Here is a 13,190-nt window from a genome sequence, read left to right as displayed (position 1 = left end):
CTGACAGAGTCTTAGTGTTGGGTGTCAGGGGCTTCAAGGGTCGCATGGCATGATTGACAAATCGTAAGCGATGACTTACGGTAAGTCATGAATTACGAAGATGCAATAGTCGCCCTCGCTGATCCCACACGACGCACCATTATCGACAAGCTGCGTGGTGGCGGGTTGCCGGTTGGGGCCATCGCCGAGGGTCTGCCTGTCAGCCGACCGGCGGTCAGCCAGCATTTGCGCGTGTTGTCCGATGCGGGCCTGCTGCACGTCACGCCAAAAGGAAACAAACGGCTCTACAGCATTGCCCCCGAAGGTGTGGACAGTCTGCGCCGATACCTCGACAGCCTGTGGGATGATGCGCTCGCCGCCTTCGCCCGCGCCGCCGAAGACCAAGCCAAAGGAAAAACTGATGAATGATCCAATCAACAAATCCGTTACCGTACCCCTGACCGCGGCGGAGGCATTCGCGCTCTTCACCGACGGGATCGACAAATGGTGGCCGGGTCAGACGCATTCGGTTTCTGCCAGCCAGAAAAAGACACCAAAGAAGGTTCATTTCGATACCCATAAGGACGGCAAAATCACCGAACTGACGGAAGACGGCGAAACCCATATCTGGGGCAAAATCCTCGCCTATGACCCCGGCAAATACCTCGCCTTCACCTGGTTCCCGGGCAAGACAGAGGACGAGGCAACCGTTGTCACCGTCAGCTTCCAGCAAACCGAAACAGGCACGCAATGCGACCTGACCCATGGGGGTTTCGACATCCTCGGCGATCTGGCCGATGCCGTCAGCAGTAGCTACCTCACTGGCTGGGATCTGGTCTTGGGCAGCTACTGCACCGCAGCAAAACAGCCCGCCTTGGCGTAAGACGGGTTGTCGAAATCAAATACGCCGCGTCAGTTCTAATTCGGCGCGTCTGATGTGAATTGCGGAATCGCCCGGTCAGAGGCCGGGGTCGGCTCGATATCAACCCAGTTGGTCTCTGCCAGATTGATATTGGCCGGAATATCCTCTTCCCAGAACCCAACCACGTTCTTGGTGATGTTCAGATAAAGCTTGTCATCCACAATCCGCCACAGGTTGGGATTGCCGGGAACCTTGCCACCTTTGGAAACACCATAGGCACAATGGCCATCGTATTGCGGGACGTAAGCCGCTGGATCAGCCAGAAACCGATCCCGGTTTTCCTCGGTCGCAAAGGCGAACATGGCGCCATTATACTCCGCCGTGATGCTCGACAATCCGGGCACGGCGGCAGGCTGCGATTGCCCCACAGGGCTCTGCTCCAGATCGAAATAGGCAACAACATCATAGCCCGAAACGGCAAAACCCGTCGGGTCAAGATACTGATCACCGGCAAAGGCAACGCCGGGCAGCATGACCACCGCAGCGATAAATGAACGAAAACGACGCATGAGAAACCCCTTTTTGCAAGTTGGTGATATCTCGTATCCCGCACCATGCATCGCCGATAGCCCCGCTAACGCGCAGTTGATCAGGGGTGAGGGTCGCGTGTTTTTCTTGCGCACAGAAACCCGGTCGGCTCGCTTGAAAGCAGCAGAGCGCGCTTTACTTGGCTTAATATGTTTGAGCCTACCTACACCGCCGCCCTGCAACGCCTGCAGGATTTCGTCCCGCATGCCGGTCGGGACTACGCCGCCAAACGCAATTACGACGATACGGCAGGTGTCTCGACCCTCTCACCCTATATCCGCCACCGGATCATCACCGAAGAGGACGTGCTGCGCGCCACACTCCGCCGCCACTCACCCGCTGCGGCTGAGAAGTTCATACAAGAGTTCTATTGGCGCACCTATTGGAAAGGCTGGCTGGAAATGCGGCCCGGCGTCTGGAAGGCCTACAAGACCGACCTGAACGCAGCACTGAACCGGATCCGCACCGAAAGCGGGCTCCGCCAGAATTGGGAAGCAGCCTGCAAAGGCGACACCGGGATCGATTGTTTTGACCATTGGGCGAACCAACTCGCCGATACCGGCTACCTGCACAATCACGCGCGCATGTGGTTTGCCTCGATCTGGATTTTCACCTTGCGGCTGCCCTGGACCCTGGGCGCTGATTTCTTCCTGCGGCACCTTATCGACGGCGACCCGGCCTCGAACACGCTGTCATGGCGCTGGGTCGGCGGCCTGCAAACCATTGGCAAAACCTACTTCGCCCGTCCGGACAATATCGCCAAATATACCGAAGGGCGGTTCAAACCGACGGGGCTCGCCACACATGCCGCCCCGCTTGATGGACCGCCGCATCCCGAACGCGGCCCGCTGCCAGCCAGCGACACTCTCGACCCCAAGCTGCGCACCGGACTTCTGATCACCGAAGAAGACCTGAGCGTGGGCTGGCTCTGCGATCAGGTCAGGCCCGTCGCCACCGCGACAGTGCAAACAACGGCCCATCGCAGCCCGCTGAGCGTCGCGCCAATAGTCACCGATTTCGTCGGAAACGCGATCACGGATTGCATGACCCGCTTCGCCGACAAGCTGGGGCCGGTCACCAAGCAAACGCCAGATACCCTGTCCGACTGGGCCCATGCCAACAACCTCGATCAGATCGTGACCAGCTACATGCCCACAGGACCAACCGCCGACGCGCTGGCCGGGCAGCCATTACGGCAGATCATTCGCCCCTATGACAGTTCTGCCTGGCCATACGCGACCCACGGTTTTTTCAAGTTCAAGGAGAAAATCCCCAAACTCATCGGCGAAATACGCGGTCTCAGCATCGCCTGATCCGCATCTTCTTTCTTCCTCAAACACTCCCGCCGGAGGCATCCGACCGTTGCCGCAGGCGTGGAAAGCGGATAAACTGAACCAAACCGTTCACTTAAAGCATGAGGTCCCACATGCCGACGACGCTCACCATCAACGGAAATGACCAGACCATCGACCTGCCCGATGACGTGCCCCTTCTGTGGGTCCTGCGCGACGAGGTTGGACTGACCGGAACGAAATTCGGCTGCGGCGTGGCCGCCTGCGGCGCCTGCACCGTGCATATTGACGGGGAGGCCGTGCGCTCTTGCCAGGTCGCTCTCGCCGATGTCTGGGGTGAGGTGACAACCATCGAAGGGCTCGGCACACCCGACAACATGGCCACGATCCAGCAGGCCTGGGTCGATCATCAGGTCGCCCAATGCGGCTATTGCCAGTCCGGTCAGATCATGAGCGCGGCGGCCCTTCTGGCGCAAACGCCGAACCCAACTGATCAGGACATCGACGATGCCATGCAGGGCAACCTTTGCCGCTGCGGCACCTACCCCCGCATCCGGGCCGCCATCAAAGACGCCGCCCAGCGCATTCAGGAGGCGTAAACCATGGCCAGCATCGGAAAAATCGCCCGCCGCACATTCCTTGTCGGTGTCGCCGCCATCGCCGGTGGCGCTGCCTTCGGGGTCTACATGGTCCGCAAGGATGCCCCCAATCCGCTCGTCGCCGGTGACGGTGAGGCAACGCTGAACCCCTACATCCTGATCAATCAGGACGGGGTCACCATCATCGCGCCCCGCGCCGAAATGGGGCAAGGCGTGCACACCACCCTCGCCGCCCTTGTTGCCGAAGAACTCGACGTCGCATGGGACGATATCACCGTGCTGCACGGCCCCCCCGCGCAGGCCTATTACAATCAGGCGCTGCTCGGCCTCGCCCTGCCCTTCCACCACTACGCCGACAGCGATTTCCAGCATAACCTGCGCAAAAACGTCGGCATGGTCGGCAAACTTCTGAACCTGCAGGTCACCGGCGGTTCGACCTCAATCAAAGACGCCTATGACAGGATGCGACACGCCGGGGCCTCCGCCCGCGAGGCGCTGAAACTCGCCGCCGCCAAGCAACTCGGCGTCGATGTCGCCACGCTGCGCACCGAAAACAGCAAGGTCATCGCGCCCGACGGCACAGAAATCGCGTATACCGATCTTGCCATGGCCGTGCGCGACATCAACCCGCCGGATGTTGACCTGCGCGCCAAATCCACCTGGAAATACCTCGGCACATCCATGCCCCGCACCGACATGGTCGCCAAATCCACCGGCACGGCCCACTACGCCGCCGACACCAAACTCGACGGCCTGAAATACGCCACCGTCCGCATGAACCCACGCCGGTCCGGCATGATCAGCTACGATGACAGCGCCGCCCGCGACATGCCCGGGGTTGAGGCCATAATCGACCTCGGCGACGGGATCGGCGTGGTCGCCAGCAACACATGGCTCGCCATGCAGGCCGCCGAGGCAGTCGAAATCGAATGGGAACCGGCCAGCTACCCCGCCGATACCGACGGGTTGATGGCCGCCACCCGCGCCGCCTTCGACCTTGAACCCAATTCAACAACCCGCGACGACGGTGATGTCACAGCCACCGTCGAAGGCACTGAAATCACAGCCGAATATATCGTCCCCTACCTCGCCCACGCGACGATGGAGCCGATGAACGCCACCGCCCTCTACACCGGCGACGCGCTCGAAGTCTGGTCCGGCAACCAGGCCCCCGTCATCGTCCGCGACAAATGCGCAGAGGCCGTGGGGCTCGATCCCGAACAGGTCACACTGCACACGACAATGCTCGGCGGCGGCTTCGGACGTCGCGGCGAATACGACTTTTCCGTACCCGCCGCAAAAATCGCGGCAGCCCTGCCCGGCACCCCCATCCGCATGACCTGGAGCCGGGAAGAGGACATGCGCCACGACTTTTACCGCCCCGCCGCCATGGCGCAATTCCGGGGCGTGGTGCGCGACGGTAAGGCACAACTGGTTGATGGCAAGATCGCCGCGCAATCGGTCACCCACACCTCCTCCATGCGGCTTGTGGGTCAGGTTCCGCCCGGCCCCGACAGGGGCCATGTGGAAGGTGCCGCCGACCAGCCCTACGCCATCCCCAATTTCCGCATCACCGGGCATCTGGCCGACCTGACCGTGCCGCTCGGTTTCTGGCGGTCCGTCGGCAACTCCCATAACGGTTTCTTCTTCGACACCTTCATCGATGAAATGGCGCATGCCGCTGGCGCCGATCCCCTGCAATTCCGGCTCGACATGGCCCGCGCCGAACACGCACCCTCGGCGGGCGTGATCGAAGCCGTGGGCGAAATGTCGAACTGGGGCAGCGACAAGCCCGCGAATATCGGGCGCGGCATCGGCTTCACCTATTCCTTCGGAACGCCAACGGCCGAAGTGGTCGAGGTCGAAGACACCGGCAACGGCATCCGCATCAACAAATGCTGGATCGCGTGCGACGTAGGCACCGCGCTCGACCCCAGCATTATCGAGGCACAGATGGTGTCCGGCGCGGTTTACGGATTCTCTGGCGCGATGCAGGGTGAGGTAACGTTCAGCGATGGCGCGGCAGAGCAGTACAATTTCTACGACTACGACGCGCTGCGCATGCACAACACGCCCGCATTCGAGGTCCGCATTCTTGAGACGAACCCCCATATGGGCGGCGTCGGCGAACCCGGCACACCGCCTTCGATGCCCGCCCTCGGCAACGCGCTCTTCGATCTGACCGGCACGCGGGCACGGGAATTGCCGCTGATCAAGACGTTCGATCTGATCCTGTAGGGGCCAGGCAAACCAACAAAGGACGGTCGTTGGGTATCAAAGCCCGGCGGCCCCATTCTCCAACCATGTGCGGTCCTCTGGCGCCAGATGTGCATCCATCATGGCGTCATAGGCCGCAACCTCTTCATCGGTCAGCCTGCCGCGCCATTGTCCGCTGCTGCCACTGTGAAAGAACGCGGCATCCGATTTGTAAAACCCGGTCCCGCCGCCGGGGGCATAGCTGTCCGCCTTCTGCTTCATATTATCAAAAGTTGCAGCCTCTATCAGTCGCTCCATGACCGCCGCAGGATGTGAGATTCCCAGCAACGCCGCCACTTTGGCAAACACCCCTGCCAAATCCCGCGTCATATCCGCATAATGGAAAAGCGACACATTGGGTCGGACAGACAAGGCCTTGGCCACCGTGTAATGCCGCAAGATATGGGCGAGCGGCGCTGCATCACAGTCATCCCCATCTGCCGCGCCCTTCAAAAAGCGGCGAAATGTCGTGCCGCCCGCATCATCCCTTGGGTACCGGTCATCAAACAACGGCACAGAGATGTTTTGCACATGGTTCCTGAACGAAAAATGCGCATCAAGCGGGTGCCGGAACACGCAAATATACTGCGCATGATCATCCAATGGCAGACCGTCCATCGGCGTATGGCTTTTCATGCTGCGACGATGGGGCATGGCCTCAAGCCTGTCAGCCACCTCTGAAATCTCGCGAAAACGGATATCGACCCAAGGCATCTTCAACGACAACTCCGTCTCGACATGCGGATCGCCGGACAGCAAAAGCGCCACGATTGTCTGCATCCAGGTCGTGCCGCATTTGGGCGGCGTCACAACGATCACATCGTCCGGGCGGATGTTGATCCGATCCCAACGCCTGTTGTCAGTCAGGGGACCAAGGTAAAGCTTTCGATGCGTCATATCCGGCATCCTCCCGCATGTGGATGAGGTCAGAAAATGTGGACTGCCCGCAGAACAAAACGAAAAAGTCTCATAGCCCCGGAAGCCCTAGGCGCGATCTTCAAACCGCAGGCTTACAGCCAGGTCCTGTAATCACTCACCAGCAAATGCGTCGGCGCCACATCTTCCTCAACCTCCGCAAACCGGCCAATCGGCTCGCGAAAAACGTTGTCGGTCTCATCATCATTCACAGTCGACACTTCACCAATCAGCACATCACCCCCCTCGCCCCAAAATGCATGCCAGTCGCCAGGCATCAGGGTGACACTCTCGCCCGGTGCAAACCGCAGTTTCTCGCCCGGCGCAAACTCCCGCCGGATACCGTCACACATAACAACACCACCTGCCGTCTCATCAAAATTCCCGTCCGGGTCAGAGCCATAAAGCTGCACCACCAGCGTCGCCCCACCGCGGTTGATGATATCCTCGGCCTTGATCACATGGGTATGCATCGGCGACAGCTGATCCTGCTTTGAAATCAACAGCTTCTCGGCATAGCACATACCCCCGCCTCGCTGCAGATCCGCCAATCGGCCATTGCGCAGAGTGAACAGAAACAACCCCATCTCGTCATAACGACCGGCACCATAATCGGTGATGTCCCAGCCGCAGCGGGCATCAATCACAGCACGCGCGTCATCGGCCCGCGCCTTGAATGCCTCCGGCGTCCAATAGGCGAAAGGCGGCAGCACAAAACCGTAAGAGCGGATCATCTCATCCGCCTCAGCTATGATCTCATTGATGCGGGATCGTTTCATCACCTGCTCCGTAATCGTTTACGGAACAGTGCAGCAATCCTCAACGACTTACAAGGAGCAGATGTGCCCGGCGGAACTCAGGTGCCCAGCCAATTGTCCAGGGTGCTTTTCAACGCGGCCCAATCCGTCATTTCTTTGTCCACATGCGGGTCAACATCCTCACCCTTCTGCGATGCAATCCAGCGCATGGCCCAGGATTTGAAGAAATCATACTCGGTAAACCGGAACGCCCCCGCGACATGGAACAACTTGGGAGGCGACCAGCCGGTCTTTGATGCAAACCGGGCGACGCATTCCTTCAGCCCGTCCCAATCTTCGGCATCGTCACCGGCAGCGGCAAGCGAGACCGACATGAACGCCGCATTCATCCCGTTCAGCTTTTCCGCCTGCCGCTTGGCAAACTTGACCAGCGGTTTCTGATAACGCCCCGCATGCACCGACCCGGCCACCAAGGCCGCATCAAACCGGCCCAGATCCACATCCTTTGCATCTCCGGCCCCCAGAATCTCGACCGAATGGCTTTGTTCCATCATGTGGTCGGCGCAGAACTGGGCAATCTTGCGTGTCTGCCCCTCGGTCGAGGCATAGACGATCAGTATCTTCATCAGCGGTCTCCTCTTGATCCGCTGACAAAATGCCTGAACCCGCAAGTGGGCCATTGATCCAGATCATTGGGGCCGAAATTGCAGGGTCACGCAACGCACGCGCCATTAATCACCGCAAATGTGGCTCAGGGGTCCGACGCAAGTCCGACGTTTTGCCGACGCGATGCCGACCGGCCAAATCGGCCCGATCCCCAGTGTTTACAAATGATTCGTAAAAATAGGGGCCACGGCCGTACGGTGCCCCTGCCGCAACACCACCGCGCGTTGCTAACCCGCTTTGCGCAACGCCCCCGACGCCCAAGCACGGCATGCATCACCAAACGCCTCGAACAGCGGGCGTGACACCGGGTCATCGGCCGCGTTCCACTCCGGATGCCATTGCACCGAAAGGGTAAAACCGGGCGCATCCGCGATATAGATCGCCTCCGGCGTCCCATCCGGTGCATGACCATCAATGACAATACGCGCCCCCGGCGTCTTGATCCCCTGCCCATGCAACGTGTTGGTCATCACCTCGCGGGGCCCCATCAGACGATGAAACACACCGCCTTCTGAAAACGTCACAGCATGGCGCAGTTCAAACTTCTCGGCCAATGTGCCCTCTGGCGGCATGCGGTGATTATCGCGGCCCGGCAGGTCACGAATTTCTGGGTACAGTGTTCCACCCATCGCGACGTTAACCTCCTGAAATCCACGACAAATCCCGAAAATCGGCTGACCTCGCGCCACGCAGGCGCGGATCAGCGGCAACGCAATCCGGTCACGGTCGCGATCAAACGCACCGTGGGCATCCGTCTCTTCTTCACCATACTCCTCAGGATGCACATTGGGGCGACCGCCGGTGAACAAAAAACCGTCACAAACAGCCATCAGCTCGTCCACCGCCACCACACCGGGATCAGAGGGTACGATCATCGGCACCGCACCCGCAACCTGTGATACCGCATGCGTATTCATCTGTCCGGCAGCATGGGCCGGATACTCATCATTGATCAGATAGCTGTTGCCGATAATGCCGATCACAGGCCGGGACATGAAAACTCCATTCAGATTTAACCCGTATTACAGCCAAATCAGGCGCAACGAAAGACAGCGGATGCGCACAACACTGTTGACAGGGCTGCACATGCTGCCCAACTCAACACTATGGCCCATGATTTAAGCAGCCCTGAATTTCTTGCAAATCCCGGGCCGTTTCTATCCCGTATGCGCTCCGAAGGTGCATTGGTCCGCGTCAAACTGCCCATTATCGGGCAAACGTGGATGACCACCAGCGACGCCGCCGCCCGGTCGCTTCTCAAAGACCCCGAACGGTTTGCACGGAACCCTTTGGCAGGTACCGGCAAGACACTGGCCCAAAAATACTGGTACTTCCCGTCGTTCATGAAACCCCTCTTTCAGAACATGCTGGGCTATGACGGGGCCGCACATAAACGGCTGCGCGGTCTGGTCGATCAGGCGTTCAACCGCACGTCAATTGACGATATGCGTCCACGGCTCGCGGCCTTGGCTGATGATCTCCTCAATGCGATAGATACGGATCAACCCACTGAAATCATTTCACAATATACACGCCCCTTACCGCTGATGGCGATCTGCGACCTGCTTGGTGTGCCCGATGCGGAACGCACGAAGGTGGCACATTGGATCGCCCCGCTCTCCGGTCCGACAAGCGCATGGGGGATGCTGCGCGGCTTTCCGGGTTTGTGGCGGATCATGCGCTATTTCCGGGTTGATTTTGATCGGGTCCGGCGGCACCCCCGTCCCGGCCTGATCACCGATCTGGTCGCGGCAGAGGATGCGGGCGACCGGCTGACCGATGACGAACTGCTCGCCATGGTCGTCACGCTTTTCATCGCCGGGCACGAAACCACGGTGCATCTGATCACGATGGGGATTTATGGGTTACTGACTCATCCGGCGGCGCGGGCCGCCCTGCATGATCATCCCAATAAACTGCCCCTGCTGGTCGAGGAGTTCATGCGGTTCTATTCACCTGTCATGATGACCAAACCGCATTTCGTCCAACAAGATACTGTTTTTGAAGGAACCCCCCTAAAGAAAGGCGAACAGGTCGCCGCCCTTCTGATCGCCGCCAACCATGATACTGCCCGCTTTGACACGCCAGAGGAACTGATCCCAAACCGCCGCCCAAACGCCCATCTGGGCTTTGGACACGGCCCGCACGTTTGCCTTGGAATGCAGCTCGCCCGCGCCGAAGCACAGGTCGCCATTGAACGGCTGTTCACCCGCTTCCCGAACCTAGCCTTGGCGAACCCGAACACCGCGCCAGATTACACGCGGCGCATCGGCATTCACGGTCTCAAGCGGCTCGACCTACGCCTCGCCAGATAGACCTGCGGCCTCGATCCCGGCCATGGCGGCGACCACATCATTGTCCGATGTGTCGCCCGTCACGCCGACAGCACCCATCACCGCGCCTTTCTTGTCGCGCACCAGAACACCACCCGGCACCGGCACAACCTGCCCGCCATAGACGCCATTCACAGCAGCCATAAAATAAGCCTGCTGCTCGGCCCGGGCCATCTGTGCAGTGCCAGCCATGCCCAGCATCACCGCGCCATAGGCCTTGCCATGAGCAATGCCGAACCGGCCCGGTGCAGCCCCATCGGCGCGCTCGAACGCTTTGACATGACCACCGGAATCCAGCACGACCACTGACAGCGGCTTGAATCCCATCTCGTCACCCTTGGCCAGTGCCTTGCGGATGATCGTCCGCGCCTTATTCGCTGAAATCTCTGCCATTTTCCGCCTCTCCGTAAGATGGGTTTCAACCCATCACCCCTCAATGATTGCGCTGCGCTTTCAATTCCAACCGGCGCTGATGCAGCACAGGTTCGGTGTAGCCCGACGGCTGAATACGACCCTTGAACACCAGATCACAGGCCGCCTGAAACGCGATACCATCGAAATTCGGAGCCATCGGACGATAGGCCGGATCATCCGCATTCTGACCGTCCACAACAGCGGCCATCTTTTGCATGGCTTCCATCACCTGCGCCTCGGTGACCACGCCATGGTGCAACCAATTGGCCAGCGCCTGGCTGGAAATCCGGCAGGTGGCCCGATCCTCCATCAGCCCGACATTGTTGATATCCGGCACCTTGGAACAGCCCACACCCTGATCAATCCAACGCACCACATAGCCCAGAATGCCCTGCGCGTTATTCTCGATCTCCTTGACCTTCTGCGCATCGGTCCAGCGTTGATACTGCGCCAGCGGAATATCAAGGATCGACGATACATAGGCGCGCCGCCCACCCTTGCGCAGCCTGTCCTGCACTGCCATCACATCGATCTTGTGATAATGCAGCGCGTGCAGGGTCGCCGCCGTCGGGCTTGGCACCCAGGCGCAATTGGCCCCGGCCTTCGGATGGTCGATCTTCTGTTCCAGCATCGCGGCCATCAGATCGGGCATCGCCCACATGCCCTTGCCGATCTGCGCCTTGCCGGAAAACCCACATTCCAGCCCGATATCCACGTTCTGGTCTTCATAGGCGCCAATCCATTGTTTGCGCTTGATAAAGTCCTTGCGGCTGAATGGTCCGGCCTCCATCGAGGTGTGGATTTCATCGCCGGTCCGGTCCAGAAATCCGGTATTGATGAACGCCACCCGCGACTTGGCGGCACGGATACATTCCTTGAGGTTCACGGTCGTGCGCCGCTCTTCATCCATGATGCCGATCTTGACGGTGTCGCGGGGCAGCCCCAGCGCATCCTCGACCGCGGCAAAGATATCGCAGGTAAACGCCACTTCTTCGGGACCATGCATCTTGGGTTTGACGACATAGACCGATCCAAAGTCCGAATTGCCACCCTCGCGTTTCAGATCATGCATCGCGATCAGAACCGTGAACATCGCGTCCATCAGCCCTTCGAAAACTTCTTCCCCGTCCGCATCCAGAATGGCCGGATTGGTCATCAGATGACCCACATTGCGCACCCACAGCAACGCCCGCCCCTTCAGCGTCAAGGGGCTGCCATCGGGGGAAGTATAGGTCATGTCTTCGGCCAGACGACGGGTCATGGTCTTGCCGCCTTTCTGGAACTCCGCCGCCAGATCACCCTGCATCAGGCCCAACCAGTTGCCATAGGCCAGCACCTTGTCCTCGGCATCGACGCAAGCGACGCTATCCTCGCAGTCCATGATTGCGGTTATCGCGCTTTCCAGCCGGACATCGGCCAGCAACGCCTGATCGCGGCTGCCAATCGGGTGGGCACGGTCAAAGACCAGTTCCACATGCAGCTCGTTGTTTTTCAAAAGGATCGCATCAGGCGCCTTTGGATTACCGCGATAGCCCACGAATTTCGCCGGATCGCGCAACGGCAAATCATCAATCAACAGCGCACCATCATGCACATAGTAGCGGCGCACGTCAGCATGGCTTGTACCTTCAATCGGGAATGCCTCGTCCAGAAAGACGCGCGCACGCGCCACGACGCGGGCACCATGCCCGCGATCATAAGCGCCTTTCGGGGGCTGCACGCCCATCGCGTCCGTACCATAGAAGGCATCATAAAGGCTGCCCCAGCGGGCATTTGCGGCATTCAGGGCAAAGCGCGCATTGGTGATCGGCACCACCAATTGTGGGCCGGGCACGGTTGCGATTTCCGGATCGACATTGGCTGTTTCGATCTCGAAATCTTCGCCTTCAGGGACAAGATAACCGATCTCTTCCAGAAAAATCTCATAAGCCGTGCGATCAAGCGGCTGACCCTTGCGGGCGATATGCCATTCATCAATTTTTGCCTGCAGATCATCGCGTTTTTCCAGCAAAGCACGGTTGCGCGGGGTCATTTCGGCCACCAGATTGGTAAAGCCTTTCCAGAATACGTCCGCTGCAATCCCCGTGCCGGGAAGGGCCTTTTCATCAACAAAGCTGGCCAATTCTGTGGCAACGGCCAACCCTTGTCTATCAACGCGTTCTGTCATGATGGTGTTCCCCTTTTGACGGCATGCAGCGGCACACAGTGATGCGTGGTTGGGTAAAAGAAAAGTTTCCGATAGGCAACATGGCTGGTCATGTTTCATGACCAATTCGGACAATCATGATTTGGATCGATTTGAACGGCAGCGGTCCGAACAATAACGGACCTGATCCCATACCTTCTCCCATTTCTTGCGCCAGACGAAAGGGCGACCACAAGTGGCACAGGTCTTTTGGGGCATGTCGGTTTTGCGGCGCATCTTGGGCATGATGCTGAACCTATCGCGCGGCAAAAGTTTTTCAAAAACTTTGGTGCCAGATTTTGCCCGCCCGGCCGCGATCACGGTGGAACATTGCGGCGACCCG

At 59.3% G+C, this 13,190-nt stretch carries 14 protein-coding genes; 6 read left to right on the top strand and 8 right to left on the bottom strand.

The window, feature by feature from the left end:
- The first annotated feature begins 87 nt into the window (after window positions 1–87).
- Window positions 88–408 (top strand): ArsR/SmtB family transcription factor, encoded by a 321-nt coding sequence (locus ACFWW4_RS10170; RefSeq protein WP_411890733.1) that lies wholly within the window; start codon window positions 88–90, stop codon window positions 406–408.
- Window positions 401–862, top strand: a complete 462-nt coding sequence (locus ACFWW4_RS10165; protein ID WP_411890732.1) for an SRPBCC domain-containing protein — start codon at window positions 401–403, stop codon at window positions 860–862. The genes ACFWW4_RS10170 and ACFWW4_RS10165 overlap by 8 nt, the downstream gene beginning before the upstream one ends.
- 35 nt (window positions 863–897) lie before the next feature.
- Here ACFWW4_RS10165 and ACFWW4_RS10160 read toward each other — a convergent pair whose 3' ends face one another.
- The gene (locus ACFWW4_RS10160; RefSeq protein WP_411890731.1) at window positions 898–1,410 is read right to left on the bottom strand and encodes a YHS domain-containing (seleno)protein; all 513 of its coding nucleotides are present in this window, start codon (window positions 1,408–1,410) and stop codon (window positions 898–900) included.
- A 168-nt stretch (window positions 1,411–1,578) separates the two neighbouring features.
- Between ACFWW4_RS10160 and ACFWW4_RS10155 the strand changes: the two genes are divergently transcribed.
- From ACFWW4_RS10155 to ACFWW4_RS10145, 3 genes are all read left to right on the top strand, one after another.
- Window positions 1,579–2,742 carry an FAD-binding domain-containing protein gene (locus ACFWW4_RS10155; protein WP_411890730.1) on the top strand — a complete coding sequence of 388 codons (1,164 nt, stop codon included), beginning with the start codon at window positions 1,579–1,581 and terminating at the stop codon, window positions 2,740–2,742.
- Window positions 2,743–2,855: 113 nt separating this feature from the next.
- Window positions 2,856–3,320 carry a (2Fe-2S)-binding protein gene (locus ACFWW4_RS10150; RefSeq protein WP_411890729.1) on the top strand — a complete coding sequence of 155 codons (465 nt, stop codon included), beginning with the start codon at window positions 2,856–2,858 and terminating at the stop codon, window positions 3,318–3,320.
- Between the two features lie 3 nt (window positions 3,321–3,323).
- The gene (locus ACFWW4_RS10145) at window positions 3,324–5,558 is read left to right on the top strand and encodes a molybdopterin cofactor-binding domain-containing protein (RefSeq protein ID WP_411890728.1); all 2,235 of its coding nucleotides are present in this window, start codon (window positions 3,324–3,326) and stop codon (window positions 5,556–5,558) included.
- A 36-nt stretch (window positions 5,559–5,594) separates the two neighbouring features.
- On the opposite strand, the gene ACFWW4_RS10140 is transcribed toward ACFWW4_RS10145, so the two are convergent.
- From ACFWW4_RS10140 to ACFWW4_RS10125, 4 genes are all read right to left on the bottom strand, one after another.
- A complete protein-coding gene (locus ACFWW4_RS10140) occupies window positions 5,595–6,473 on the bottom strand; it encodes a sulfotransferase domain-containing protein (protein WP_411890727.1) in 879 nt (292 codons plus the stop codon).
- 113 nt (window positions 6,474–6,586) lie between these two features.
- Window positions 6,587–7,270, bottom strand: a complete 684-nt coding sequence (locus tag ACFWW4_RS10135) for a D-lyxose/D-mannose family sugar isomerase (protein ID WP_411890726.1) — start codon at window positions 7,268–7,270, stop codon at window positions 6,587–6,589.
- 77 nt (window positions 7,271–7,347) lie between these two features.
- On the bottom strand, window positions 7,348–7,875 hold the full coding sequence (locus ACFWW4_RS10130) for a flavodoxin domain-containing protein (protein WP_411890725.1): 528 nt from the start codon (window positions 7,873–7,875) through the stop codon (window positions 7,348–7,350).
- Between the two features lie 267 nt (window positions 7,876–8,142).
- Window positions 8,143–8,910: a gamma-glutamyl-gamma-aminobutyrate hydrolase family protein gene (locus ACFWW4_RS10125; protein WP_411890724.1), complete on the bottom strand. Its 768-nt coding sequence runs from the start codon at window positions 8,908–8,910 to the stop codon at window positions 8,143–8,145.
- Between the two features lie 228 nt (window positions 8,911–9,138).
- Here ACFWW4_RS10125 and ACFWW4_RS10120 point away from each other — a divergent pair, with 228 nt between their 5' ends.
- Window positions 9,139–10,230 (top strand): cytochrome P450, encoded by a 1,092-nt coding sequence (locus ACFWW4_RS10120; protein ID WP_411890723.1) that lies wholly within the window; start codon window positions 9,139–9,141, stop codon window positions 10,228–10,230.
- Here the strand turns inward: ACFWW4_RS10120 and ACFWW4_RS10115 are convergent.
- From ACFWW4_RS10115 to ACFWW4_RS10105, 3 genes are all read right to left on the bottom strand, one after another.
- On the bottom strand, window positions 10,213–10,641 hold the full coding sequence (locus ACFWW4_RS10115; protein ID WP_411890722.1) for a GlcG/HbpS family heme-binding protein: 429 nt from the start codon (window positions 10,639–10,641) through the stop codon (window positions 10,213–10,215). The two genes, ACFWW4_RS10120 and ACFWW4_RS10115, sit on opposite strands and share 18 nt — an antisense overlap.
- A 40-nt stretch (window positions 10,642–10,681) precedes the next feature.
- Window positions 10,682–12,829: a malate synthase G gene (locus ACFWW4_RS10110; protein WP_411890721.1), complete on the bottom strand. Its 2,148-nt coding sequence runs from the start codon at window positions 12,827–12,829 to the stop codon at window positions 10,682–10,684.
- A gap of 114 nt (window positions 12,830–12,943) precedes the next feature.
- Window positions 12,944–13,093, bottom strand: coding sequence for a DUF2256 domain-containing protein (locus ACFWW4_RS10105; RefSeq protein ID WP_411890720.1), 150 nt, complete (start codon window positions 13,091–13,093; stop codon window positions 12,944–12,946).
- Window positions 13,094–13,190: the final 97 nt, after the last annotated feature.

It is taken from the genome of Yoonia sp. SDW83-1 (assembly GCF_046762885.1).
Taxonomy (GTDB): Bacteria; Pseudomonadota; Alphaproteobacteria; order Rhodobacterales; family Rhodobacteraceae; genus Yoonia.
The sequence above is the reverse complement of the archived record's forward strand: the minus strand, read 5'-3'. Positions and strand labels throughout refer to the sequence as shown.